The organism is Pseudalkalibacillus sp. NRS-1564, assembly GCF_050467905.1.
Taxonomy (GTDB): Bacteria; Bacillota; Bacilli; order Bacillales; family Guptibacillaceae; genus Guptibacillus; species Guptibacillus hwajinpoensis_B.
The window spans coordinates 1-25603 of sequence record NZ_JBITPM010000039.1 but is presented as its reverse complement, the minus strand read 5'-3'; the positions used below and the strand labels follow the sequence as shown (position 1 = coordinate 25603).

Sequence of the window (25603 nt, the reverse complement as noted above, 5' to 3'; positions counted from 1 at the left end):
TTTAGCTCCTTCATGCTCTTTGATAACCAGTCGAATGAGACAACAATCGATAATTTAAGTAAAAGCAGCTTATTTCTTAAGAAAATGAACCAAATTCACTGGCTAATGTTTGCGAGTGTTTTCTTCTCGCTTTTCTTGCCTTCATACGCTCTAGTCCACCATCATTCACAAATCTTTCTTCTTCTGTCTCAGGCATTGCTTCAGGCACTCTTGCAGGTATACTCTCTTCATCTAGAGCAACGAAAGTTAAGAAGGACGTTGCGCACACTTTCTTTCTACCTGTTAACACATTTTCGGCAAATATTTTCACAAACACTTCCATTGAAGTATTGTGTGTCCAACTTACATAGGCCTCTAAGCTGACTACTTCACCTTCACGAATAGGACTAAGGAAATCAATTGAGTCAGCTGATGCAGTAACTACTGCTGATCTAGCGTGCTTAGATGCAGCTATGGCAGCAATATCATCTATGTAAGACATTAGCTTTCCACCAAACAAGGTTCCATGAGTATTTGTGTCAGAAGGTAGTACGAAGCTTGATTTGGTCGTTCTTGAATCACGTATTAATTTTTTTGTTAAAGCTGTATTCGACATCGTATATCCACTCTTTCTAGAAAAGCCCAATTGCTGTTCCATCTTCAGAAACATCCATGTTAAGGGCCGCTGGTTTTTTAGGTAATCCAGGCATCGTCATTACGTTCCCGGTTAATGCTACGATAAATCCGGCTCCAATGGAAGGACGGAATTCGCGAATGGTTATCGTAAAGCCAGAAGGTCTTCCGAGTAACAAAGGGTCATCCGAAAGAGAATATTGTGTTTTTGCCATACAAACAGGAAGTTTCCCCCAACCATTTTCTTCGAATTCTTTCATTTGTTTCTTAGCTTTAGAGGACAATTCTATCCCCGAAGCACCGTAAATTTCTTTAGCGATCGTTTCGATTTTCTCAGTCATTGAACAATCAAGATCATAAAGAGGCTTAAACTGATTTTCAGTTCGTTCCATTTCGTTTAATAACGTTTCTGCGAGCTCTACGCCGCCTTCTCCTCCTCGTGCCCATACATCTGTTAGCGCTACAGGGATATCATTTTCTTTACACCATTCTAAGAGAGTATTCATTTCTAGATCCGTGTCTGTTAGAAACCGATTAATGGCAACAACATATGGTACACCAAATTTTTTTATTGAAGAGACATGCTGTTCCAGATTTGATAGTCCAGCTTTTAGCGCACCAACATCTTCTTTTTTTAGGTTATCTTTGGGTACTCCGCCATGCATTTTAAGGGCTCGAATGGTTGCTACAATTACGGTTGCTGCAGGATCAATATCGCCAGCTCTAGTTTTAATATCGAAAAACTTTTCAGCTCCGAGATCAGCCCCAAATCCTGCTTCAGTAATCACATAGTCAGAAAGCTTTTGCGCCATTTTGGTTGCTGCCACGCTGTTACATCCATGAGCAATATTAGCAAAAGGGCCACCGTGGATTAGGGCTGGAGTATTCTCCAACGTTTGAACAAGATTCGGATTCATCGCATCTTTTAAAAGAAGTGTAATCGCTCCCTCTACACCTAAATCCCCAACAGTAATCGGCTCTTTTGACATGCTATATCCTACTACAATTGATGAAAGACGTTTCTTTAAATCAGTTATGTCTGAAGCTAGACATAGAATCGCCATGATTTCAGAGGCTACTGTAATATCAAACCCATCTTCACGAGGTACACCTTGTGTAGGGCCGCCTAGACCAACAATGACATTACGTAATGCTCGGTCATTTAAATCTACAACGCGCTTCCAAGTGACACGCCTCGTATCAAAACCAATTTCATTTCCTTGATGAATATGGTTATCGATAAGGGCAGATAAAGCATTATGTGCAGACGTTATCGCATGTAAATCTCCAGTAAAATGGAGGTTAATATCTTCCATCGGCATTACTTGCGAATAACCACCTCCAGCTGCACCTCCTTTAATCCCCATACTCGGACCAAGTGAAGGTTCTCTCATGGCAACGATGGCTTTTTCACCGATTCGATTTAATGCCTGCGCTAAACCAACTGTTACAGTGCTTTTCCCTTCCCCTGCAGGAGTAGGATTGATCGCTGTTACAAGGACGACTTTTCCAGAGGGCTTTTCATTCAAACGTTTCATCGCATTTAATGAAATCTTTGCTTTATAATGACCATAAGGTTCCCATTCATTCTCATATAATCCTAGCTGCTCGGCAATTGTAGAGATGCGAGTCACCTTAGATTCCTGTGCAATATCAATATCACTTTTAAATTTTACTTCCGGCTTCATAGAACCCCTCCATATGTAAGAATGCATCTTTCTAATTTCCATCTTACCCAACTTTATTCTTCCCGTTAAGGATTATGTTTTAATCAGTTGATAGTCTTGACATTTTTCTAATGAGACGTTATATTGTAGTTAACCATTTATCACATAGGATATTTGATTGAGACTTTGATTTCGATTTTTCGTGCACTAATCTCGTACACATCGAATATCTCTTATTCAATGTTCCAGTGAATGGTTGAATTTTAAAGTGCACAAAGATTGTGCTAAGCTTTTAGGAGGAACAAACATGCAAAACGGTAAAGTAAAATGGTTTAATGCAGAAAAAGGATTCGGTTTCATCGAAATCGACGGAGCTGACGATGTATTCGTACACTTCTCAGCAATCAATGATGAAGGTTTCAAAACACTTGAAGAAGGCCAAGACGTTTCTTTCGAAATCGTTGAAGGAAATCGCGGACCTCAAGCTGCTAACGTAAACAAACTCTAAAATATAATTTTCAAAAGGAACTGATGAAATCATCAGTTCCTTTTTTCATGTCATTTTCCGATGAGATAGACGCTAAATCACGATAAACCCTTTGGTTTAAAAAGCAGACTCATGGTCATACTATTCTTGAATGAATCGTAAAGGTGGGATAGTATGTCAGAACCATATTCTGATTTGCAACAAATTGAAATGTCCATTAAATCAGCTCAGCATCTCGTCGGCCAGGCAACGAAAAGCATGAATGGTAACCAGTTACAAGCGGCACAGGATGCGATAAATCAAGCGAAAGAACAGTTCCAACAAGCGCTCTCACATAAATCGGGAACGAATGAACAGTTCTATGAATTTTCTAGTGAATTAATCGAAAAATGTGAAACGCAGTTAAGAGAAGCAAACGAATAAGAGAAGCAGCATTGCGCTGCTTCTCTTATTCGTTATCAACTTCAATGGAACTACTAATTTCTGTACCCTTAAGCGCTTGTTTGGCTAAACGATGCGCCTCTTTATTCTCTTCGCGAGAAATATGCTTGTACACAGGTTGAAGTCTAAGATCACGTAGCGTATCTTCAATGCGATCCATCCACCTCGTTAAGAGTGGTTCATACACGGCCCATTCTCCTCCAAGCTGGTTAATCACCACCTGGGAATCACCTTTGATGAGGATCTCTGTATCCTCAACATCGATTGATTTTATTTCTTGAAGACCTAACCATAACGATGCATATTCGGCCTCATTATTATTTTCAAGATAATCCATCGCTTTATTTATTCGTATGCGTTTTCTCTGCCTACCCTCATAATAATAAATAACCGCTCCGCATCCAGCCTTCTTTGTTTCTTTATCAAAACTACCGTCGAAAATAACCTCAATTGAAGCTGGTCGCTCTTGTTTTTTGGTCATGTATGTTTCCAATTCCTTAACAGACCATTTCGTTCCCCTATTATCAAGAAAGTAAAGGTCGATGGATCGACCAGTTTTAGCAATATCACGTGCCAAAAGAAGCGCTTCATTAAATGGCACTTCGTCTGACGTCATCCAGGAGGAAAGGCCTCTTGGCGTTTTGTATTTCCATTTCACTATAACATCCATGACTATGCCCTCCCTATGTCAAATGTTTACCTAATTGCTTCAATTCTTCTCCAACTGTACATTCGGTAATACAAAACTTTTGGGCATGACATTTACCGTAATCATGTTGATTGACTCTTTTGAGCAAGCAATCCTGACAATATGTATCTAGGATTAACCCTACTTCCATCATAACTTCTTTCTTTTTCATACTTTTCACTCCTACACACAGTCCCTTCTTAACAGTTTTCTCCTTTTACCTTAAATGTATGTCTTCTCTCTACGAACATGATTATGATAAAATACAACAAGACCAGCCCACAGGGGAGGAAAGGCACATGATTGAAGTGTATGTAGATGGAGCAAGCGCAGGTAACCCTGGTCCCTCTGGAGCAGGTGTTTTCGTTAAAGCAGAAGGAAGTGTCATTCGATCTTCTCTCCCGCTTGGCACGCTCACAAACCATGAAGCAGAATTTGAAGCGTTAATTCACGCTCTTACGCTTTGTATAGATAAACAGTTCCGCACAATCTCCGTTCGGACAGATTCACAGCTAGTCAGTAGCGCAGTCGACGGCAGATATGTCAAAAACAAAGGTTATCAACCCTACTTAATTCGATGCTTGGCGTTAGTTGATCAATTCGACCTTTGTTTCATTAAATGGATCCCAAGCTCAAAAAATAAAATGGCTGACGAGCTAGCGCGAAAAGCGATTCAGCAAAACAAATGATAAAAACGTCCTTATCTTCTATCAAATCCTAATTAAAATGAGCGCCTTTTCAATCCAAGGCGCTTTTTTTATTTAGGATTTGTTAACCAACCATTATTTCTACATGCGGATTCTCAATCCGAGATGATCCAGCTCATCTTTAAACTGATCTAAATCCATATCTAACCTGCAATTAGCAAACGAATAATCATCAAGATCAGGAATCGCGCGCTCAATTGTCACAAGTTCAAGACTTAATTTCGCGAACTCCTCGCCATCTATAAGCTTTTTACGATACCGATTAAATTTACTGTCTAGTTCGCTAATGTTCTCATATACCCCTTGAACGGAACCATATTGCTGAATTAGCGGTAAAGCAGCCTTGTCCCCTACTCCGGCAACACCTGGAATGTTATCACTCTTATCTCCAAGTAATGCTTTCACATCAATCCACTGATCGGGTGTAATTCCATACTCTGTTTTGAAATGCTCTTCTGTGTATACCCTATCGCCTTCTTTGCGAATCGCAATAATTTGTGAAACAGAAGGATTCAGAAGCTGAAGAAGATCCCGATCATTACTATAAATGTAACAATCACCCAGACCTTCTTTTGTCCACCGGTCGGAGAGTGTTCCCATTACATCATCTGCTTCAAATCCTTCTACACTCATCTGCGGGATTCCTGTTGCCTTAAACAAATTCACAGCCGTTTCATATTGCTGAATAAGAGGACCTGGTAAATCTTCCCTCGTTCCTTTATATTCTTCATAGAGCGCTTTACGCTTTACTTCATTCCGTTTCACATCCCATGTAACAACAAAATGCGTCGGTTCATACTCCTTTACAAGAGAAATGATTTTTTGCAGCTTCACCCTTAAAGCATTCGTATATAACCCTTCAGGCGTTTGCGAAAGCTGGTCTTCAGACTTTCCATAGGCTGTCGCAAAATAACCTCTACTTAATAAATTAAATCCATCAATTAATACTAATCGGCCCATATATTTGATCTTCCTTTCACCCTATAAACCATTTTCTTTTCTTATGGTAACATAAACGAAATAACAAAATGATCACAATAAAAGAAGGAGCCTTTTTAATGAAGGCTCCTTCTTTTATTCTTGCGGATTTTTCAGCTTTTCTGCTTCCATCTCTGCATAGGATGGCATCGCTTTTGCTTTTTGTTGTTTTGCATTATTATTACGCTGTGCATTGGGGTTTCCTTTTTTCTGTCTGCCCATCGTGACACTCCTTTAGAAGTACTTCCTCTCTAGTTTGTGCCAGATTGGCCTCATTCTATTCAGTCGAAATGAAGCTCCTGTTTGTAAGAACGAAGAAACGCTACATACTGCTTGGATGCTTCTTGAAATGCTTTTTTGTCTCCTCTGTCGAGAGCTTGATCAATGGATTGTTGGTAACGTTTTTCCTGGAAAATAAACACGGCTTCATCAAGGATCAATTGGGCGTACAATTCCAACTCAAACGTTTCCTGTTCCTGTTTCTTTTTCATAGCACGTTGTTTCATATTGTCTTTATACGACTTATGATGATTGTTCATGCTAGCTCTCCCCCCTCTGAAGCTCTTTTTTCTATTATACGAGGGAATCGTCAAAATATCAATATTTTTCAGAATATTCCGATATAACTTTTTTTACATGTTTTCTTTTCAAGAGAAAATGCTATTAACTCAAGGATTAGAGCGGGTAACGATCAAGATCAAAATAATTTTTCTTTAAGAGTCTTTCTTGACTCATTAATTCTTTATACGAAAAGGAGGAGGGTAGTTTTGCCGTATCGATTAGCATCAATTGCTCCTCCACGTCTCCAACTAATTCATCTGTCTGATAGCACATCCCGCAATAACCGCATTGAACCGAGGGCAAATCACTAATTTCGACCGCTCTCGATCCATCAGGTAATTCCCAGTAACCTTTATCAAGCGTCTCAAAAGCTCCCTCCTGTTCACACCATTTACAGATCATACGGTTTCCTCTCCTTTATCATTACCTTTGTATTTCTCCTGCTCTGCGTTAAATTTCTTTTCCTTCATAACATCTCTTTTATCGCGCTTATCTTTTAGCGAGCTATGTGTTGCGTCCTTTTCGTACTGAGATCTTCGACTAAACCGCTGAATGCCTTCTGGAACAAGATTAAACCGCTCATCTGTCATTAAGGAATGAATGCCGATAGCAGGTTTTTTCTCCATTTCATAAACCTGGTTAAAGTACGTATCAGCCGTACCGGGAGTATAATTTTCCGGCTCAGGGTAAGAAGTAATAACCCCTTCAAAGTTTCGTAAAATAACTTTATCTGCACTTTGGGAAATCATGTAATTTGGCTGAAGGGCTATTTTTCCACCGCCTCCAGGGGCATCAACTACAAAAGTCGGTACGGCATATCCTGACGTATGTCCCCTTAATCCTTCAATGATTTCCAATCCTTTAGAAACCAGTGCACGAAAATGCCCAATCCCCTCAGATAAATCACACTGATAAATGTAATATGGCCTCACCCTAATTTTCACAAGGTCATGCATCAGCTTCTTCATAATCGGTACGCTATCATTGATCCCTGCAAGAATAACCGCTTGATTTCCAACAGGAACGCCGGCATCTGCCAGCATTTCACATGCCTTCTTCGATTCTTCTGTAATTTCAATACTTGTATTAAAGTGCGTGTTCAGCCAGACAGGATGGTATTTCTTTAAAATGTTACATAAATCCTCTGTAATTCGCTGAGGAAACACAACCGGGGCTCTCGTTCCGATTCGAATAATTTCAACATGTGGAATCGCTCGTAAGTTCTTGAGCACATATTCAAGAATCTTATCATTGATCAGTAGCCCATCTCCTCCAGAAATAAGGACATCTCTCACTTCAGGGGTTCTTGAAATATAGCTTATGGCTTCATCAAGCTGTTTTTTTGGAACCCCCATTCCGATTTGCCCTGAAAAGCGTCTCCTAGTACAATACCTGCAGTACATCGAACACTGATTTGTAACTAGAAAAAGAACGCGATCAGGATATCTATGCGTTAATCCAGGCACTGGGGAATCCTCATCTTCATGAAGAGGATCTTCGAGATCATATTTCGTTTTATACATCTCTTGCGAAATAGGGACTGATTGCATGCGAACCGGACAGCGCGGATCATCCGGATTCATTAAGGAAGCATAGTATGGCGTGATGTTAAGTGGAATGGTTTTCGTTGCGATCTTCACACCTTCTTCCTCGTCAGGTGTTAAGTTCACTACTTTCTTCAAGTCATCAAGCGTTCGAATCGTATTAGTAAGCTGCCAAATCCAATCATTCCATTGGTCTTCCGTGACATCCTTCCAAAGTTCAATATCCTTCCAATTCCGAGTTGGCTTATACAGTTGCATCAGCACAATACATTCCCCCTTCAGATAATCTACTCCTATACTATGCAAGTAGCGTGCCAGCTCCATTAATTCTTCAAAAAAGCCTACTTTTTGGTTTATCGTGGGATCAAGACGCTTATAAGATAAGTCTATTACGGTTACAACTAAGATCCCTACTTATCCACTCCCTTCATTTATTTCCACAATAAAAAGCCAGCTGTGCTCAATATTCGGCACTCTGGCTTAGTGGGTGTTTAGAAAGTTTATATTGTAATGTTTGTCTGGGGATGCCTAACTGCTCTGCAGCTTTTTTCACATTACCCTGGCTGACATTCATGGCTTGTTTTATTAAATCATATTCTGTTTTTAACAAAACGTCGCGGAGTGGTGCCGTTACACGAGATTGATTTTCTGGAAGAAGCACCTCAAAATCGTCGAAGGTTAATGTATGTCCTTCTGCGAAATTCATGGCCGATTGAATCACATGCTCAAGCTCCCGAACATTTCCATGCCAGTGACGCGAAGAGAGCAGCGTTGCCGACTTCTGATCGACTCCTCTTATGTTTTTATGAAATTTATCGTTGTATTTCTTAATAAAATGAGCAATGAGATTAGAAATATCCTCTTTTCGTTCTCGAAGAGGTGGTAATCTAAGATAAATAACATTCAAACGGTAAAACAAATCAACACGAAGCCTCTTTGCCTCAAGAGCAGATTCCGGTTCTTCATTCATTGCAGCTATGATTCGGACATCCACTTTTCTCGTCTTTCCTGCTCCAACTCGCCGGATGACACCATCCTCTAAAACCCGAAGCAATTTTGCTTGTACATCAATGGGCATCGAATTAATCTCATCAAGAAAAAGAGTACCGCCATTAGCTAGTTCGAATAATCCTTCACGCTCCTCAGCACCTGTAAAGCTTCCTTTTGACGTACCAAAAAGAATTGACTCAAGAATCGATGCAGGTAAGGCGGCGCAATTTTGTGCAATAAATGGCCCCACCCGCTTAGAAGCATTATGAATCGCTTGAACAAGGAGTTCTTTTCCAGTGCCAGTCTCACCATAGACAAGAACTGGAGAATGAAGAACGGCAGCTTTTTGGGCTCGGTCCTTTACCTTTATAAAAACGGGATCGTTCGTTAGAATGTGCTCAAATGTATAGATAGTGCCGTTGTCGAACTCCTTGACCGTCTTTCGATTTATTTTAGATTGTAATTCCATTACCTTATCAGACAATATTTTGATACGCGAAAGATCTCGAGCAATTTCCACAGCTCCTTCTAAGTGCCCATTCACAACGATAGGCAGTGTCGTATTAATCGTCGAGATCAAGTGTCCCTTCATATTTCTGTAAGTTTGATCTTTATTAAAAATTGGCTTTCTTGTCGTTAACACATGAGATAGTGTGCTCGTTTCTTTGGAGAGTGATGGAAAAGCTTCTAAATAGTGCGTTCCTAACACATCGCCTACTTGCAATCCATCGTGATTAGCAGCAATTTCATTATAATAGATCGTCATCCCTCTGTTATCAACGACATGAATCCCCTCATCAATACTTTCTAGGATCGCTTCAAACATTCCATCCGTAAGTGGAATCGTTTCTCTCATAGATGTCCTCCTTTATGCCGAATTTTCATCTATCTGTGCTGATTTTCCGGCACTACCTAGAAGCTTTTTACTCCATAGATTCATATTTTCCCAATCTTTATAGATCTTTACATTGTTTACAAGACGCCCACCATATTCATAGTGAAGCTGATGAAATACAGCATTCATTCCAAAAGAAAGACTCCTCGCGATCGAGTAAGCGTAGTACACCTCTTGCTTTAACAACTCCGTTTCTAAAGCAAGAATTAAGTGACGCATCGTTCCACCTTTCCTATACTCAGGAAGGGTTGCGCAATCCGTCATCTCGGCATTTCTATACGTACGATTCACTTCAGCTGAGGCGGCACTTTTGATTATTCCCTGATCTTCCATTACATAAAAAATCGTGTCACTCTTCATAGCTTTCTTAATGTAACTAGGATCATCCATTGGGGTTGGGTAGACCGAAAACACAGTTTGATATAATTTGGCTAGCGCTTCAGCATCACTTTCAATTCCAATCCGCATAGGAGGGTTTCCTTTGAGAGAAGTAAGAGGTTTGTTTTGTACAGCCTTTAATAACTTGTCTTCATCTACCCAAGACTCACTATTTCGACGCCAATTCGCTCGATACTTCGTCATGAGATGAGCATCACTACCAGAAAAATAGAAACGAATCTTCCCTTCGTAGGTATAGCCAATTGAAAGAAAGGAGGAAACATCTTCACTTTTTACTTTTACAATGCACTTTGAATATTCGCTCGTAAACACTTCTTGAATATGAGCGATAACTGCTTGGACGCTTCCATCATAAACATCAATACGAATGCGTTCATTAAATGTATCAAACGTACAGGTAAAGACATAATCGCTCCCTTTATAAAAATGCTCAACCGCTTCAATTCGCTTATTTCCCATTAACCTCCCCCTCATTCATGTCTTAAATCAGTAGTTCTTCTTTCTTTTGTAAACTCCTTCCTAAAGGTAAGCTATATTAGAAAAACAAAGTGAAAGAACCACATGAAAAAGAACGGCATAGCCGCTCCTACTTATGCTGGCCACACCATTCTAGAATGATGTGCACAAAAAGTTCTGCTGCAAGCATCATTTGATCAATTTCAATGTATTCATTTGCAAAATGTGCTACCGCTGTCTCTCCTGGACCGAAAATAATCGATGGCGTATTCCCTTCTTCTTGTAGCAATCCCCCATCTGTCCCCCAAGGAGAAGCTTCGATAACGAGATCTTTCCCTGTGACTTCTTCGTAATGACGGCGAATTACGCCCACTAGCGGATGATCTTCATCAACTTCTCCAGGCAGCCATCTTGCTCCAAACCACTCGATCTCTACTGGATGATCCTTTAGCCAATCATCTTCAATAGCTTCTAGGGCACGGCGCATGTCAAGCTTTGCGTCATCAAGCTCTTCTCCAGGAATCACCCCCATTCTTCCCTCTAAAACTACTTGATCTGGAACAGAGGATGGCCAATCTCCACCTGAAATTTTTCCTATATTAATCGGAACAGGGATCGGAATGTTTTCATATAAAGAGTCTGTAATTCGATTATTGCGCTGTTCCTCTAATAATTGGATGGCTTTAATCACCGAAAGGCTTTTCTCGAGAGCAGATACTCCTTCATAACGCGTACCACCGTGTGCACCGCGCCCTGATACGGTGATACGAAACCACATTGATCCCTGCTGCTTAGGGAACACTTTCATCTTCGTCGGCTCTGGAATAAGAGCGGCATCAGCACGGTAACCTCGTTCAATTGCCGCAAGTGTACCTGTTCCCCCACTTTCTTCTTCCACTACGCTTTCAAAGATCAGATCGCCATTTAGAGGAAGCTCCAAATCTTTAAGGCATTTTAAGGCAAGAAGCATCGCCGTATTTCCGCCTTTCATATCGGTTGCCCCTCTACCGTACAGCCTGCCGTTCTTTACTTCCCCGCTATAAGGTTCTAACTCCCAGTCACTTCTATTTCCAGGGGGGACAACGTCAATATGACCGTTCAAAATGAGTGAACGACCACCTCCCTTACCTTTCCACACACCTACAACATTAGGGCTTTGTGTAAAATCTGTTCGATTCGCACAAAATGCACGATGATTAAGAGTTTCGTCTCCAGGAGTAAACCGATCTATTTTCATTCCGAGTTGATGAAGTTCTGACTGAACAAGGTCTTGCACATTTGCCTCGTTTCCTTGCACGCTATCACAACGAACAAAGCGTTGAAGCATTTCTATCCCATAGTCCCGATGAAGCATCATCCATTTGTTTATTTCTTCTTTCATGAGGTCCGCCTCCCCACATGATCAACATTTACATCTGCTTCAGTAGCGCCTAACACATCTTCAACAGAATAACCAGGCATCACTTCGAGAAGAAAAAGCTCTCCCTGATCAATTCGCATAACAGCTCTCTCTGTAATAATCATGTGTGCACCTTCTTTTACCGTCAAAGGGAGAGAACATTCTTTGACAATTTTGGGCTGCCCATCTTTTGTTGTATGACTCATTAATACAATCACCTTTTTAGCTTTTTGAGCGAGATCAATAGCCCCACCCATGCCAGGCACTCGTTTTCCAGGTACGATCCAATTTGCGATATCTCCTCTTCCACTCACTTCAAGTGCGCCAAGAATCGTTAAATCGAGATGTCCCCTCCTAACCATTCCAAACGCTTCTGCACTATCAAAAAATGAAGCACCTGATTGAATGGTAACTGGATATCCCCCGGCGTTAGATAGATTTCCATCTTCCTTACCTTGCTCAGGACTCCCCCCCATTCCTAAGATGCCATTTTCCGTATGCGACATGACATCGAGGGAATTTGGAATAAAGTCAGCTACAAGCGTAGGAATACCGATCCCAAGATTAACCATCATGCCGTACGTGACTTCACGAGCAGCACGTTGTGCAATTAACTTTCTCGCTTCAGCTCCCATACCCATTTCCAATCAACTCCCTTGCTTTCAATGACGTGATCAACGAAAACACCTTGAGTGATAATTTCCTCTGGACCTAGCTCACCTGTTTGTACGATTTCAACAGATTCAGCGATAGTAACATCACCTGCTTGGGCGACAAGTGGGTTCGTGTTTCGTGCACTTTGATCGTAGATTAGATTTCCATATGGATCAGCACGTTTGCAGGCAATAATAGATAAATCTGCCGTAAGAGCAGGTTCAATCATATATTCTTTACCGTGAATGATTGTCTTTTCCTTTCCGTGTTCAATAGATGTCCCAAGCCCGACGTCTACTAAAATACCACCAAGCCCCATCCCCCCAGCGCGAATCTTTTCTGCCAGCGTTCCCTGCGGGTAGAATTGAACGGTAAGTTCTCCGTTATGCATTTGTTTTCCTGCTTCAGGATTTGAGCCAATATGAGATGCAATAAGTGTTGAAACTCTTTTTTCGGTGACAAGCTTTCCAGGTCCGATCCACGGGAAGCCAGCATCGTTACAAATGAGCGTTATATTCTTAATACCAGAATCAAGAATCCATTGAATAAGTGTTGGAGGTGAACCTACTCCACCAAATCCACCACACATTATCGTCATGTTATCTCTTAATAGATCGAGCTCTGACAATGCGCATCTTTTACTTCTCACGGATTTCTCATCCTTTCGTCAGCTTATCGATCGTCTACTATAGAGGCCTTCTATTGTAAGCTCTTTCTCCAATTCAGCTAATGCCTGATTCAGCTTATTCAGAAGGAGATGAACCTCATTTTCTTGAATGATTAGAGGTGGTGCCACAATGACTGCATCACCCGCTATCCCATTCAATCCCCCAGCAGCCGTGTAAACGAGTAAACCGTAGTCATAGCATTTTCTGATAAAACGATTTGTCACTTCATTCTGTAGCAAGAACGGTTCCTTCGTCAGTTGATCCTGAACAAATTCAATAGCTGTTAATAACCCTTTACCTCTTACATCACCAATAAAAGGATAAATCGATTGAAGCTCTTTTAATCCTTTTAAGAGAAGACCACCTTTTTCTTCGGCATTTTTCACAAGATTATTTTCTTCTATATAGTCAAGAACAGCGAGACATATAGCAGATGAGAGTGGGTTTGCACTAAACGTATGACCGCTTAGCACAACTTTGGATCCGCGTTCAATTTCCAGTATGATCCGATCAGATACAAGGGTAGCTGCCATCGGTGTATAACCTGCGCTCATTCCTTTTCCGAGTGCTAAGATATCTGGTGCGACACCCCAATGTTCCATTGCATACATTTTCCCTGTTCTCCCGACTCCTGTCATAACTTCATCTGCAATAAACAAAATATCATAGCGCTCACATACGGCTTTCATTTCTTTAAAATAGGAATCAGGTGGAACAACCGCACCCCAGCTGCACCAATGATAGGTTCACAAACAAACGCCGCAATTGTTTCTGCCCCAAGTCTTTGAATCGTTTTTTCAAATTCTAGCGCATAGTGCTTTGAACAATTCGGACAGTGCTCATTGTAAGAACATCTGTAACAATAAGGAGGAGAGAGTTCTGGATAATGCTCTAACATCGCGCTAAAGCGACTCCGACGTATGACATGACCGGACATTGAAAGGGCACCCATTGTAATCCCGTGATAGCTCATCCACCTCGATATGATTCTGTTCTTCGTTGGTCGACCCAGTTCCTGCCAATACTGAACGGCTATTTTCAAAGCGGTTTCTAATGCTTCTGATCCGCTGTTCACAAAAAACACCCAGTCCAGATCACCCGGAGCATGGCGACATAGTCTTTCAGCAAGAAGCTCTGCAGACGAACTCGTAAACTGAGAGCGATAAACAAATGATACTTGATCGGCTTGCTTTACCATCGCTTCCTTAATTTCAGGAACGGCGTGGCCGATATTTGCTGTCACAGCACCTGAACATCCATCAATAAACGCATGACCATCCTCATCATATAAATAGATCCCTTTTCCATGAGAAATAAAGGCATAATCCATTCCTAATAAAGGTTTTATTAAGTGGGTTCTTTTACTCATCACCGAATCGACACCTCACTTTTTTGTCTATATGTATAGCCTATGTTGAAATGAAGCAAAATTCTATCCCGCATCATCTACAAAAAATTCTGACATTATTGTACGCTTTGGATAAGAAGAGACGGAGGGACGCCTATGGGACTATCAGTTCGAGAAGCCTTACAGCTGCCTGAGATGAGTGGAATTAAATTAATTGCTGGAAAAAAAAGGAATTGACCGAGATATTAAATGGTTAACAATCGTGGAAGTAATGGAAGATATGACACGGCTTCATGAAGGGGAGTTTTTAATAACGACGGCATACGGATGGCACGAGAAATCCGATTCTTATGCGAAACTCATTGATGCCCTTTCGAACAGACAGCTCTCTGCTCTTGCCATTCATACTGGATTTTATCTAGACGTAGTTCCGATTGCGATGATCGAAGCGGCGAACCGAACCGGATTACCGCTTCTTGAAATTCCGAGAACGATGAATTTCTCAATGGTTACAAGAAGCATTTTGGAACAGCTCGTTAATAAACAACTGTCCATTCTTACACAGGCTCAGCGTATTCAGGATGACTTAACGTCACTTGTTATTAAAAATGCTGGCTTTTCAGCTATCACTGATGCACTATCGAAACTACTAAACTGCACTGTTTCAATTTATCATGCGGATAATGCTCTTTTAGCAGAGACTTATCTCACGAATCAAAATGATTCTACCGATCAATTCTATCCGATCAAAACCGAAGGAAAAGCAATTGGAACAATTCATATCAAGAAACTAACACCACTCACGGCACTCGATCACCTTGCTTTAAAGCATGCGGCTAATATTTTTGCGATTGAATTTCTAAAACTACGTATTATTGAAGATACTAGATCTCAGATCGAAGCTGATTTTCTTGATATTTTACTCTCCCAATCCTACGAAGACGAGAAAATAATATTAAAAAAGAGCAAAGAAATGGGCTATGATTTAACCGGTTCTAATACAATCGCAGTTCTTTCATCATCTAACCTTACAAAACTTGAGCAAGACTGTCAGCAGCAATTAATCGAAACAAGAACAAAAGGTATAATAAAGAGGAAGATGGATCATATTGTTGTGCTTCTTTTAGGTGACACCATTCCTTTCAAAGAAGGAAAGAGCTCTTCTATCATTGGAGTCAGCATGACCAAAATAGGCATACAACAGCTTGAACTAGCACTTAAAGAAGCTACGGTTGCCCATCAATTTGCTAAATATCGAAACGAACATCATCTATCCTTCGCTGACCTAGGTGCTTATCAGTTATTCATTCGATTAAAAGAAAATGGCGAAGATCTTTCACCCTACTATTCACCTCTTCTATCACCAATAGTTGACTATGATCGAAAGCACCAGGCTCAGTTAATGAAGACACTTGAATCTTTTCTAGAAAACAACCTTGTCATTAACCGGACAGCTGATAAATTATTTATTCATAGGCATACACTAAACTATCGAATCAAACAATTAGAAAAGCTCACCGGTATTGATATATACGCATATGATCAGCGCATGCAGCTTCAGTTTGCTCTACTTGCTTATCGGACCGATTGCATTCTTCCAGCTATTTAAAAAAGCAGATCCCCTATCAATGATAGGGAATCTGTTTTTTTATTAAGACGATAGCGAAGACCAATTCAGAAGAAAATTATCTGAATATTGGTTATCCACAGAATTTTGTGGGTAACCCATCTACGGCACCTATACCCCCATGTATTTAAAATATACCAGGGGCGGGTATACGAAATCATCTGTTGATAAGTGTCAGAAAGCCTATATTATCAATAGTTTCCAAAGTTATCAACACTTGAATTTCCAGAGGTTTCATGTCTTTATAAACAGAACATCTTCATTTCGACGATAATATAGAAATTATGCTACAATGATGTTTATGAGAAGAAGAGACGGAAAGGAAGACAGACCTATGGAGCATTTATTAAACCCTCGCGTGAAGGAAATTGAGATTTCTGGGATTCGAACTTTTTTTAATATGGTAGCTGATTATGAGAACATGATTTCATTAACAATCGGCCAACCTGATTTTGAGACACCAGCTCATATTAAGGAAGCAGCTCAAGCGGCTATTAGTGAAAACAAAACAACGTATACTCATAATGCCGGCATCCTAAAACTTCGAAAGGCAGCAGCTAATTTTCTACAATCAAAATACAATCTTAACTACCAAGCTGAATCTGAGATCATTACCACTTCAGGAGCAAGTCAGGCAATTGACGTGACACTTCGAACACTTCTCACTGAAGGTGACGAAGTGATTTTGCCAGGTCCAGTGTATCCAGGTTATGAGCCAATCATTACATTATGTGGCGCAACTCCAGTACACGTCGATACGACTAAAAACGGATTTAAAATGACCCGCGACCTAATTGAAGATGCCCTAACAGAGCGAACAAAATGCATTATTCTACCTTCCCCATCTAACCCTACTGGTGTTGCGATGTCTTATGATGAATTAGCCGATCTTGCTGATTTACTTAAAGCTAAAAACATTTTTGTTTTATCTGATGAAATTTATTCAGAGCTTAACTTTTCAGGTGATCATTCTTCGATCGCTCAATTTGATGGCATGCGTGATAAAACGATCGTAATCAATGGACTATCTAAATCTCACGCTATGACAGGATGGCGCATTGGCTTTCTCTTCGCCCCAGTAGAACTATGCCAGCATATCTTGAAAGTTCATCAGTATAATGTCTCCTGTGCTTCATCAGTATCTCAGTACGCCGCTCTAGAAGCGTTACAGAATGGATTGCAAGACTCGATTGAGATGCGAGTTGCTTACAAGGAACGAATGAATTATGTTTATGATCGCTTAGTTGGTATGGGGTTATCTCCAATCAAGCCTGACGGTGCTTTCTATATCTTGCCTTCCATTCAGGAGTTCGGCTTATCTTCATTTGACTTTGCAATGAAACTCGCGAAAGAAGGTAATTTAGCAGTTGTACCAGGAAGCGCCTTTTCATCACTCGGTGAAGGCTATGTAAGAATTTCTTTCGCTTATAAACTTGATGTACTAAAAGAAGGTATGGATCGCTTAGAAAAGTTCATTCACACCCTTAGATAGAATGAATAAACGCCAGCCCTCGTAAGGGCTGGCGTTTCGTTTATTTTGTTTCAATTTGATTTTCTTCATAGGATATCCAGTCACTATAACTTCCAGGATAAAGCTTTGCATGAATACCTGCCTCTTGTAAAGCAAGCAGGTTAACACAAGCAGTCACACCAGAACCACAGTATACAATTGGTTCATGACCATGCTCTTTCTCCCCTACTCTCTCTTCAGGGTCTTTCCATGTTTTATTATCATTAAGGTTATTCTTCCAGAAGTAATTGATAGCGCCTGGTATATGACCTGCTTTAGGATCAATAGGTTCTATCTCTCCAGAATAGCGCTCGCTTGCTCTCGAATCAATAATTGTGCGCCCTTCTATCTGCGCCTGCTTCACATCATTCATAGAAACAATCATCGATTTATCAAGACTTATAGGATACGATGAAGGAGTTACTTGACGAACTTTCGTCTCAAGTTTATGCCCCTCCCCTCTCCAAGCTTGAAGACCCCCATCAAGAACAGCACGCGCTTTATGGCCAGCAAATCCGAGTAGAAACCATAATCTTGCTGCCATAGCACCATACTCATGGTCGTATAGGATCACTTTCGAATCCTGCTCAATCCCTAACCTTTCAACGAGCGTCTGGAGCTGTTCTTGATCAGGTAAAGGATGTCTTCCACCATGCTCTCCAACTTCACCAGATAAATCTTTTTCGAGATCAGCATACTGCGCTCCTGGAATATGACCTTTTAAATAGGAAGTATAACCGTTTTCTGGATTGCCAAGTTCAAATTGACAGTCCACAATCACTAATTGCTCATCATACAAATGATCTGATAGCCATTCAATTGAAACTAGATTTTTCATTTCCTATTCTCCCTTCGACAGTAGCTCCGTTTGAATTTCGAAAGCATTATTTCGCTTAGTTTCAAGGAAATCTTTTGATATATCGCTTGTTAGCATCGTTGTTCTGGCCTTGACATATGATGTAACTTCTTTCATCATTTCGCCTTTTACCTCTACAATTAATTGATCAAAGAAATTCGTAGCCGCCTCTTCAATCACTTTATGTTCTGTTTTCAAATAGTTATTAACAGGTAGTTGAAACTCATTTTTCAACTCATCATGAAGCGTATCTCTTCCACTCTGTTCGAAAAATTGCTTCGAAGATTTAAAGGAGCTACGAGCGTGCTTTAAAACACGGTCAACCGCTATCCATGATGTAAGAGACTCATCAAACTGCGGGGTTTCCATGTCCCGATCAGGTAGACTGCTGTAATGAAAATCAGATAGCATTTCTCGAGTAAGCTTTTGTATTTCTTTCTCACTCTTTTGAATTTCTCGCTTCATAAATCGATCGATTCGAAGAGAAGCTGCCCTGAGCTCCTGTAATAAATCTTGTTCAATATCTTCAACCAGCGTTTCTGAAGCAGGTTGCAGTCCTTCACGCCCTTGAATAGTCGATGGGTTAAAGGCTTCCTTAAAGAAATCATTAAATCGATAAAAAAGACGCTGAGGAATATAATGAACAAGTTCTGTTAATTCTTGTTTGATCAGCTTTTCAGATGAAGTGTTTGAATAGTGATTAATCTTCCTATTTGCTTCGTCACTCTGATTACGAAGCTCTGTGATCTGCTGTTCTTTTTCACTCGCATTTAATTCAAAGTTCTCGATCCAACGCTCGATTTCGCTCATCACACTTGTTAATTCAGTTAAGCTGGACTCCACTGCCATTTTTGAAAGATCCTTGCGAATAAAATGATAGAAGCGCGATTCAAACCGCTTAATACCGCCTTTTTGTCTCAATTTTTCTGGTAACGCCGCAAGAAACTTAGCCTCTTTTTCACTTACATTCTCTTCAGAAGCAAGCATTCCTGCAAGACTTGAGACAGGATACAGTGCAGGATAGCGAATACCGTACTGCTGTAACTGATTTGTAACATGATCAAGAACGATTTCGAGCTCTTCGTCATCTGCAGCAAGATCAGATGCATTAAGAAGAAAGAACATTTTATCCATTTCAAAAACGTCTTCCACTCGTCCAAGCTGAATGAGGAACTCTCGATCTGCTTTTGAAAATGCATGATTGTAATAGGTGACGTAAAGAATAGCATCGGCTGCTTTCATATATTGAAACGCTACACCTGTATGTCGTGCGTTGATGGAATCTGCCCCTGGAGTGTCTACAAGCGTTATTCCCTTTCGCGTTAAAGTACAATCATAATAGAGCGAGATAGAAGCAACGAAGGCCGCTTTTGACTCATTTACGACCATATCCTCATAGTCATCCAGTGTGACTTCACGTTCCTTACCGAGGTATGCTAGCTCAGCTTCACCTTCAAGTACAGCTCTTAGGAAAAGGGCATGAGGTTTTGTTGCAGAAGACTCTCTCTTAAACAATTTCCCTTGTGAAATGATTTGGAGACAATCCCTTAGTGAAAAAGCTTGCTCACCAAAATAAGAAAGGGAATGATTCAAATCCTCCAAAAGTTCTTCTTCCGATTTGTAATAAATCATCGCCGTTTTATGAGCATGATCTTCTGTTACCGGGCAAATACGATTAAGCGTAGCCGTTGTTGGATTTGGAGAAGAAGGCAGTATTTTTTCGCCAATGAGCGCATTGGCAAAAGAGGATTTCCCAGCGCTAAAGGCACCAAACAATGCGACCGTAAATGACTTTTCTGATAATTTATTTGCACGCTTGATCAAGTTTTGTCTCGTATAGTCAAAACCAGGAAGATCCTCTAATTCATCTGCCATTCTTTGAAGGGCGATACTAGTCGCTTCGGGAACAGGAAGAGAAGTTTGACCTTCAGGTGAATCCACCTCTTTAGGCTCCTGTTGCTTACGCTGTTGTCCACTATCGCTTTTGGTCGACTCTACGATAGTAACATCCTCCGTTTGCGTGTACCTTTTCTTAAATGCGTCTCCCGCACGACGAGCCTCTTCATCACGGCTCCCATCCAAAATAGACCAAAGCTCTTCAGTATTCTCACTAGCAGCTTCCAGCTCTAATAAGAAAGTCTCCGCATCCTCTTCTCCGACTTGAGATTTGAATGACTTCTTAAGCTCCTCAGCCTGCCTATCGTGGTCGGAATTGACTTGATCAACAAGCTTGTCCTTCCTTTGTTCTGCTTGCTGCTTGACCTGTGTCTTCAAGCGATAAGCGATATTCTCAGTATAATGAAGAACTGCTTCTCCTGTTGCACCGTTTCCTTTGTTAGCTTCTTCTTGTATCACTGAAAAATCAACTTCATATGGCTGATCAATGAGAGAAGATGATACGTCTTTTAATCCAGCTGTCGAAACTAGCTGTTGTAATAGCTGCTGATAATGCCACTCTAGTTGCGACTTTACCTGTTCTTTTAAACCCGCAATGAAAGTTTCGTACCTCGCCGTTCGTTCTTGCTGGGTTTTCTTATCACGAAATACAAATCCTACTTTAAAGTCTGGTTGAAGAGATTCAAGATACGCTCGTCCTGCTTCTCTCACTTCATACGGCATTAAAATTGCACTTTTTTGGATAGCCGCCGCTTCAGTCTGAAATTCCTGATCGATTAGTTCAATGCGTTCCTTTGAAAATGCAAGCTTGTTTTTCATCTGCTCATAAGCTTCTTCTACTTCGTCGTTATGAGCATCTACTTGATTCAGATCATCCAATAACTCTCTTGCTGCATTAAAAATTCGCTTCACTTTGTCTTCATCTGTTTTCCTTGAAAGCCCGTCAATGTATGTTTTCAACTGATGAAACTGGTTATGGGGATGATCGTAATCGCGTAATGAGATAAAGAAAAAGGATTCAAGAGACATCCCCCACGTTTCAAAAGACTCGACCACTGATTTCTGAAATGATGTGAATGAAATTTCAGATTCATGATGCTTATCAATTTGGTTCACAATTAAGATTATTTTTTTATTTTGACGATAAAGTTCTCGGATGAATTGATAGTTCACTTCAGATTGAACATGATTGTAATCCATCACATAGAAAACAACATCAGCTAAATACATCGAAGATTCCGTTGAAAGCCTATGCGCTTCATCTGTCGAATCAATTCCAGGAGTATCAATGAAAATAACGTCCTCTTCTAAAGAAGACGGAGCGGACAATTCAACGCGCTCGACCTCTTCTCCGTTCAAACAATACCCTTTTACTTGATCAATATCATACGGCGCTTTAAAAATCATTTTCTTTCCATTCAAGAAATGAACGGAAGCGCCTGGTTCACCTGAACGGATACGAACCGTATTAGCACTCGCCGGTATGGGACTTGACGGTAAGAGGTTTGATTGAAATAACGCGTTTATTAATGAAGATTTCCCAGCAGAAAAATGGCCCGAGAAAAGGAAGTGCTGTTCACCACTCAACAACTTGTCGATCAGTTGTTTGATTTTCGATGATTCCGAAGCCTCTAATTCTTTTTCAATTAGTGCAAGACGTTCAAACAGCACGTCCTCTTTTAGTTTCGTGTGTGACTGGTGATCATGCTTCATAATATCCCGCTGCCTTTCCGTAAATAGTGTCCCTCTTAGAATAACGCTTTCAGTAGATTTTTCCCAGCATTTTAAAAAATAAACTCCATGATGAACACGGTAAAACCATCATTAAAAGAATATATGGCTACTATCAAAAGCCTAGCTTCCGAGGGGCAATAGCAAAAATCCACATAAAAAAAGCCGGGATTTCTCCCGACTTCTACATATATCTTATTTATTTCCTTTGTCGTTGAACTTACGACGCTTGTTAGCGCCACCGCTGTTGCGGTCTCCGCGATATCCGCCACCGCTTCCACCTTTACGGCCTCCGCGATCATTACTGCGGTTACGGTTGCGGTTTCCACCGCCACTGCCGCCACGGCCATGAGCTTTTTTAGCACGAAGTGGTGCAATTTCAGTAATTTTAACCGGAGTTGTATCCGGCTCTTTTGTTAGCAACTTAAGAGCTGCAGAAAGAAGCGTTACTGAATCGTGATCATCGAGAAGCTGTTCAGCTGATGAACGGTATACTGAGTGATCCTGCTCTTCAATTGTGCTTTGAAGCTGTTGAATCGCCATTTGCTGCTGGCCTTCCATTGCTTCAGCAAAACTTGGAATCGTACGTTTTTGCATAGACTTCTTCGTAATTTTCTCAATCACTTTAAGGTGATCGTACTCACGTGGAGTAATAAACGTCGAAGCAAGACCTGACTTACCTGCACGGCCAGTACGACCGATTCTGTGAACGTAGCTTTCAGGATCTTGAGGAATATCAAAGTTATAAACGTGTGTAACACCACTAATGTCTAGACCACGTGCAGCAACGTCAGTCGCTACCATGATATCGATTGTGCTGTCTTTAAACTGTTTAATAACCTGATCACGTTTACCCTGTGGAAGGTCACCGTGAATTCCTTCAGCCATGTATCCACGTTTCTTAAGTCCTTCAGATACTTCATCAACGCGTTTCTTAGTTCTTGCAAACACAATTGCAAGCTCAGGAGACTGAGTATCAAGAAGGCGACAAAGAATATCGAATTTCTTAGAATCACGAACTTCATAGTAATGCTGTTCGATTGAAGGAACAGTCATTTCTTTTGATTTTGTTCTAACTGTTTCAGGATTGCTCATGAATTTCTCTGCAAGAATCGCGATACGTTTCGGCATTGTAGCAGAGAACAGAAGCGTTTGACGCTTGTCTGGAACACCTTTAAGAATCTTTTCGATATCTTCAATGAAGCCCATGTTAAGCATTTCATCTGCTTCATCAAGGACAACAAAAGATACTTCTTGAAGACGGATTGTTTTACGTTCCATATGGTCGATCAGACGCCCTGGAGTTGCAACAACTAGTTGAGGTCTCTTTTTAAGTGCTTTGATTTGGTGAACGATGCTTTGTCCACCATATATAGGAAGGGCGCGCACGCCTTTTGCTTGACCAATACGGTTCAATTCTTCTGCAACCTGTACAGCAAGCTCACGTGTTGGCGCAAGAATGATTCCCTGTACATGAGATAGAGAAGTGTCGATTTTTTCAATCATTGGGATACCAAAAGCAGCCGTTTTACCAGTACCAGTTTGAGCCTGGCCGATAACGTCTTTGCCTTCAAGCGCTAGAGGAATCGTACCTGCTTGAATTGGTGTTGTTTCTTCGAATCCCATTTGATTAACTGCTTCTAGCAGCGTATTACTTAAACCTAGATCTTGAAATTTTTTCAACTTTTAAAAACTCCTTTTTACTTTTAAAATGCATTAAATGCTATAGACGGGAGAAAAATCTCCTGATAGTGTTCAAAAAAAGCATTTCCCTAATGTTGGAAAACGCTCGGAACAAGCAACTCTTCTTTCACATATAGCCAAAGATAACAGTACCATTAATATGCGCAAATTTCAACTGCGCACACTAAAAATATTTTAACAACACCTTCTAGTTATGACAAACGACTAGCAAACTTAGCATGAAGGGATGAGGTTATCTCACCTTCTTTTCCGTTCCCAATCTGCCGGCCATCCACCTCAACAATTGGTCTTGCTTCTTGGGTTGTACTAGAAATGAAAACTTCATCACTTTCAAGCAGCTCCTGCTTTGTAAACGCTTCTTCCTTTATTTGAATACCTAGTTCAGAAGCAACCGAAAGGATAACCCGTCTCGTGATCCCATCTAAAATAAAGTTGTTAGCTGGATGAGTATAAAGGATGTTATTTTTCACTATAAAAACATTCGTAGAACTTCCTTCAGTTACCAAGTCGCCACGATGAAAAATCGCTTCGTCAACGTTCTGCTCCGTTGCAGATTGTTTAGCCAATACATTCCCAAGTAAATTCAAACTTTTAATATCACATCTTAACCATCTGATATCTTCCATAAAAATCGCTTGACCTGGTGCGCGTGATGGTTCTTTCTCATATTCTTTCGTATAAGCGACAAGCACAGGTTCTGATTTTGCCGGGAAGGGATGATTTCGTGGAGCTACGCCACGTGTTACTTGCATGTAGACGTGCCCGCTATGTACGCGATTAGCAGCCACAAGCTGCTCGATTTTCCCCTTGATTTCTTTTTGAGTAAACGGTAAAGAAATCTTGATCTCGCTCGCGCTTCGTTCTAAACGTTCCAGGTGAGCATCCAACTCAAAAAAGCTTCCGTTATAAATACGGATTACTTCATAAACACCATCTCCAAATTGATAACCACGATCTTCAATATCAATGGTTGCCTGCTCTCTTGTAATCAAATCCTGATTAAATAAAATCATTATGCTCACTCCTACCTTCTATTTTCTCCTTCTCTACCTTAACATATTTTAAACACGGACTATGAACGCATTTATCTGAATAGTTTTACTTATTACATTTTATGCCAAATAGTAGTTTAGTAGTTTACAAAACCTTCCTAATAAACTAAAATTTGTACTCGTAAGATGATTTTTCTAAAAATTAGGAGGGTTTTGAATGAAAAGATTTTTACCTCTCGTGATGCTACTGTTTGTATTTGTAGCTGCTTGTAGTAACAATGGCGCTTCAAATGAGAACGATTCTAACGCTAGTACTAATTCCGCAAACTCAGAAGAAACAAGCAGTGCAAATGAATCAGATGTAAAAAGTGATCTGCTCGATTTTCAATTGAACTTAATTCAAACTGTCAACAAAAGCGATTCACCAATTTATGAATTTGAAGCTGCTAAAGTCGCTGAAGAAAAGCCTTCTGATGAAGAGCTTGCAACGATGAAGTCTGATGCAGAATCTGCTGCAAAGACCGTTGCTGAAGATGTGCGTGCCATGGAAATTCCTGCTGAACTTGAAACATACAAAAGTGATATCGAAGCTGCTTTAGAAGAGCTTGCAAAATCATATGAAACAAGAGCTGCGAATCTTTCGGATGACCCGGAAGCAACGTATGAAGAATCAGACGCTCAATTCGCTTCTTTCGAAGAAAAAATGGCTACTGTCTACGAAGATGCTGGACTGACAGCTCCTAGTTTCTCAGCTGACTTAGTCGATTAATCGGAAAAGAGGCTGGGACATAAA

Annotated in this window: 24 protein-coding genes and 1 pseudogene; 6 read left to right on the top strand and 19 right to left on the bottom strand. The window is 40.6% G+C overall.

Translation table 11 applies throughout. The features are described from left to right. Positions 1–76: 76 nt before the first annotated feature. Complete coding sequence (locus ACIFPW_RS17705) at positions 77–595, bottom strand: acyl-CoA thioesterase (protein ID WP_194221549.1); 519 nt, start codon at positions 593–595, stop codon at positions 77–79. A 16-nt stretch (positions 596–611) separates the two neighbouring features. Further along, positions 612–2300: a formate--tetrahydrofolate ligase gene (locus ACIFPW_RS17700; protein WP_430246255.1), complete on the bottom strand. Its 1689-nt coding sequence runs from the start codon at positions 2298–2300 to the stop codon at positions 612–614. A gap of 286 nt (positions 2301–2586) precedes the next feature. Here ACIFPW_RS17700 and cspD point away from each other — a divergent pair, with 286 nt between their 5' ends. Both cspD and ACIFPW_RS17690 read left to right on the top strand, forming a co-directional pair. Continuing rightward, positions 2587–2787 carry a cold-shock protein CspD gene (cspD, locus tag ACIFPW_RS17695; protein WP_194221547.1) on the top strand — a complete coding sequence of 67 codons (201 nt, stop codon included), beginning with the start codon at positions 2587–2589 and terminating at the stop codon, positions 2785–2787. A gap of 153 nt (positions 2788–2940) precedes the next feature. Further along, positions 2941–3189 carry a DUF2564 family protein gene (locus ACIFPW_RS17690; protein WP_194221546.1) on the top strand — a complete coding sequence of 83 codons (249 nt, stop codon included), beginning with the start codon at positions 2941–2943 and terminating at the stop codon, positions 3187–3189. 25 nt (positions 3190–3214) lie between these two features. On the opposite strand, the gene ACIFPW_RS17685 is transcribed toward ACIFPW_RS17690, so the two are convergent. Together ACIFPW_RS17685 and ACIFPW_RS17680 are read right to left on the bottom strand one after the other, a co-directional pair. Then, a complete protein-coding gene (locus tag ACIFPW_RS17685) occupies positions 3215–3877 on the bottom strand; it encodes a DUF771 domain-containing protein (protein ID WP_194221545.1) in 663 nt (220 codons plus the stop codon). Positions 3878–3890: 13 nt separating this feature from the next. Then, the gene (locus tag ACIFPW_RS17680) at positions 3891–4067 is read right to left on the bottom strand and encodes a zinc-finger domain-containing protein (protein ID WP_430246252.1); all 177 of its coding nucleotides are present in this window, start codon (positions 4065–4067) and stop codon (positions 3891–3893) included. Positions 4068–4194: 127 nt separating this feature from the next. Between ACIFPW_RS17680 and ACIFPW_RS17675 the strand changes: the two genes are divergently transcribed. Next, entirely contained in the window at positions 4195–4584 is a 390-nt protein-coding gene (locus ACIFPW_RS17675) for a reverse transcriptase-like protein (RefSeq protein ID WP_194221543.1), read from the top strand. A 99-nt stretch (positions 4585–4683) separates the two neighbouring features. On the opposite strand, the gene ACIFPW_RS17670 is transcribed toward ACIFPW_RS17675, so the two are convergent. The 11 genes and pseudogenes from ACIFPW_RS17670 to ACIFPW_RS17620 all read right to left on the bottom strand — a co-directional run bounded on the left by ACIFPW_RS17670 (position 4684) and on the right by ACIFPW_RS17620 (position 14515). Then, positions 4684–5562, bottom strand: a complete 879-nt coding sequence (locus ACIFPW_RS17670; protein ID WP_430246250.1) for a 5'-3' exonuclease — start codon at positions 5560–5562, stop codon at positions 4684–4686. A gap of 114 nt (positions 5563–5676) precedes the next feature. Next, positions 5677–5802, bottom strand: coding sequence for a hypothetical protein (locus ACIFPW_RS17665; RefSeq protein WP_255622402.1), 126 nt, complete (start codon positions 5800–5802; stop codon positions 5677–5679). A 59-nt stretch (positions 5803–5861) separates the two neighbouring features. Next, positions 5862–6119, bottom strand: coding sequence for an IDEAL domain-containing protein (locus ACIFPW_RS17660; protein ID WP_430246248.1), 258 nt, complete (start codon positions 6117–6119; stop codon positions 5862–5864). A gap of 136 nt (positions 6120–6255) precedes the next feature. After that, entirely contained in the window at positions 6256–6543 is a 288-nt protein-coding gene (locus ACIFPW_RS17655) for a YokU family protein (RefSeq protein ID WP_404682137.1), read from the bottom strand. After that, the gene (ablA, locus tag ACIFPW_RS17650; RefSeq protein ID WP_430246246.1) at positions 6540–7949 is read right to left on the bottom strand and encodes a lysine 2,3-aminomutase; all 1410 of its coding nucleotides are present in this window, start codon (positions 7947–7949) and stop codon (positions 6540–6542) included. Before ablA ends, ACIFPW_RS17655 begins: the two co-directional genes overlap by 4 nt. A 196-nt stretch (positions 7950–8145) precedes the next feature. Further along, entirely contained in the window at positions 8146–9531 is a 1386-nt protein-coding gene (locus ACIFPW_RS17645) for a sigma-54 interaction domain-containing protein (RefSeq protein ID WP_430246244.1), read from the bottom strand. Between the two features lie 12 nt (positions 9532–9543). Next, on the bottom strand, positions 9544–10428 hold the full coding sequence (gene ablB, locus ACIFPW_RS17640) for a putative beta-lysine N-acetyltransferase (protein WP_430246242.1): 885 nt from the start codon (positions 10426–10428) through the stop codon (positions 9544–9546). Positions 10429–10555: 127 nt separating this feature from the next. Beyond that, entirely contained in the window at positions 10556–11806 is a 1251-nt protein-coding gene (locus ACIFPW_RS17635; protein ID WP_430246239.1) for a peptidase, read from the bottom strand. Then, on the bottom strand, positions 11803–12465 hold the full coding sequence (locus tag ACIFPW_RS17630; RefSeq protein WP_430246237.1) for a 3-oxoacid CoA-transferase subunit B: 663 nt from the start codon (positions 12463–12465) through the stop codon (positions 11803–11805). The genes ACIFPW_RS17635 and ACIFPW_RS17630 overlap by 4 nt, the downstream gene beginning before the upstream one ends. Continuing rightward, complete coding sequence (locus ACIFPW_RS17625; protein ID WP_430246235.1) at positions 12435–13127, bottom strand: CoA transferase subunit A; 693 nt, start codon at positions 13125–13127, stop codon at positions 12435–12437. Before ACIFPW_RS17625 ends, ACIFPW_RS17630 begins: the two co-directional genes overlap by 31 nt. Before the next feature lie 18 nt (positions 13128–13145). Next, positions 13146–14515: pseudogene (locus ACIFPW_RS17620) on the bottom strand (aspartate aminotransferase family protein). Positions 14516–14708: 193 nt separating this feature from the next. Here ACIFPW_RS17620 and ACIFPW_RS17615 point away from each other — a divergent pair. After that, a complete protein-coding gene (locus tag ACIFPW_RS17615) occupies positions 14709–16103 on the top strand; it encodes a PucR family transcriptional regulator (RefSeq protein WP_430246233.1) in 1395 nt (464 codons plus the stop codon). 352 nt (positions 16104–16455) lie between these two features. Next, positions 16456–17613: an aminotransferase A gene (locus ACIFPW_RS17610; RefSeq protein ID WP_430246231.1), complete on the top strand. Its 1158-nt coding sequence runs from the start codon at positions 16456–16458 to the stop codon at positions 17611–17613. A gap of 40 nt (positions 17614–17653) precedes the next feature. On the opposite strand, the gene ACIFPW_RS17605 is transcribed toward ACIFPW_RS17610, so the two are convergent. The 4 genes from ACIFPW_RS17605 to dat all read right to left on the bottom strand — a co-directional run bounded on the left by ACIFPW_RS17605 (position 17654) and on the right by dat (position 24831). Further along, positions 17654–18469: a sulfurtransferase gene (locus tag ACIFPW_RS17605; RefSeq protein WP_430246229.1), complete on the bottom strand. Its 816-nt coding sequence runs from the start codon at positions 18467–18469 to the stop codon at positions 17654–17656. Positions 18470–18472: 3 nt separating this feature from the next. Next, positions 18473–22096, bottom strand: coding sequence for a dynamin family protein (locus ACIFPW_RS17600; protein WP_430246226.1), 3624 nt, complete (start codon positions 22094–22096; stop codon positions 18473–18475). 213 nt (positions 22097–22309) lie between these two features. Then, positions 22310–23797, bottom strand: a complete 1488-nt coding sequence (locus ACIFPW_RS17595; RefSeq protein WP_242057383.1) for a DEAD/DEAH box helicase — start codon at positions 23795–23797, stop codon at positions 22310–22312. A 212-nt stretch (positions 23798–24009) separates the two neighbouring features. Next, complete coding sequence (dat, locus tag ACIFPW_RS17590; protein WP_430246224.1) at positions 24010–24831, bottom strand: D-amino-acid transaminase; 822 nt, start codon at positions 24829–24831, stop codon at positions 24010–24012. Positions 24832–25027: 196 nt separating this feature from the next. Between dat and ACIFPW_RS17585 the strand changes: the two genes are divergently transcribed. After that, positions 25028–25579, top strand: a complete 552-nt coding sequence (locus tag ACIFPW_RS17585; protein WP_430246222.1) for a hypothetical protein — start codon at positions 25028–25030, stop codon at positions 25577–25579. Positions 25580–25603: the final 24 nt, after the last annotated feature.

Bases quoted from the DNA above. Each gene is read 5' to 3' on its own strand.
- cspD (WP_194221547.1), top strand. From the start codon at position 2,587: ATGCAAAACGGTAAAGTAAAATGGTTTAATGCAGAAAAAGGATTCGGT.
- ACIFPW_RS17600 (WP_430246226.1), bottom strand. From the start codon at position 22,096: ATGAAGCATGATCACCAGTCACACACGAAACTAAAAGAGGACGTGCTG.
- ACIFPW_RS17585 (WP_430246222.1), top strand. From the start codon at position 25,028: ATGAAAAGATTTTTACCTCTCGTGATGCTACTGTTTGTATTTGTAGCT.
- ACIFPW_RS17685 (WP_194221545.1), bottom strand. From the start codon at position 3,877: ATGGATGTTATAGTGAAATGGAAATACAAAACGCCAAGAGGCCTTTCC.
- ACIFPW_RS17700 (WP_430246255.1), bottom strand. From the start codon at position 2,300: ATGAAGCCGGAAGTAAAATTTAAAAGTGATATTGATATTGCACAGGAA.
- ACIFPW_RS17605 (WP_430246229.1), bottom strand. From the start codon at position 18,469: ATGAAAAATCTAGTTTCAATTGAATGGCTATCAGATCATTTGTATGAT.
- ACIFPW_RS17675 (WP_194221543.1), top strand. From the start codon at position 4,195: ATGATTGAAGTGTATGTAGATGGAGCAAGCGCAGGTAACCCTGGTCCC.
- ACIFPW_RS17630 (WP_430246237.1), bottom strand. From the start codon at position 12,465: ATGGGTATGGGAGCTGAAGCGAGAAAGTTAATTGCACAACGTGCTGCT.
- ablB (WP_430246242.1), bottom strand. From the start codon at position 10,428: ATGGGAAATAAGCGAATTGAAGCGGTTGAGCATTTTTATAAAGGGAGC.
- ACIFPW_RS17610 (WP_430246231.1), top strand. From the start codon at position 16,456: ATGGAGCATTTATTAAACCCTCGCGTGAAGGAAATTGAGATTTCTGGG.
- ACIFPW_RS17645 (WP_430246244.1), bottom strand. From the start codon at position 9,531: ATGAGAGAAACGATTCCACTTACGGATGGAATGTTTGAAGCGATCCTA.
- ACIFPW_RS17690 (WP_194221546.1), top strand. From the start codon at position 2,941: ATGTCAGAACCATATTCTGATTTGCAACAAATTGAAATGTCCATTAAA.
- ACIFPW_RS17705 (WP_194221549.1), bottom strand. From the start codon at position 595: ATGTCGAATACAGCTTTAACAAAAAAATTAATACGTGATTCAAGAACG.
- ACIFPW_RS17655 (WP_404682137.1), bottom strand. From the start codon at position 6,543: ATGATCTGTAAATGGTGTGAACAGGAGGGAGCTTTTGAGACGCTTGAT.
- ACIFPW_RS17680 (WP_430246252.1), bottom strand. From the start codon at position 4,067: ATGAAAAAGAAAGAAGTTATGATGGAAGTAGGGTTAATCCTAGATACA.
- ACIFPW_RS17665 (WP_255622402.1), bottom strand. From the start codon at position 5,802: ATGGGCAGACAGAAAAAAGGAAACCCCAATGCACAGCGTAATAATAAT.
- dat (WP_430246224.1), bottom strand. From the start codon at position 24,831: ATGATTTTATTTAATCAGGATTTGATTACAAGAGAGCAGGCAACCATT.
- ACIFPW_RS17670 (WP_430246250.1), bottom strand. From the start codon at position 5,562: ATGGGCCGATTAGTATTAATTGATGGATTTAATTTATTAAGTAGAGGT.
- ACIFPW_RS17635 (WP_430246239.1), bottom strand. From the start codon at position 11,806: ATGAAAGAAGAAATAAACAAATGGATGATGCTTCATCGGGACTATGGG.
- ACIFPW_RS17660 (WP_430246248.1), bottom strand. From the start codon at position 6,119: ATGAACAATCATCATAAGTCGTATAAAGACAATATGAAACAACGTGCT.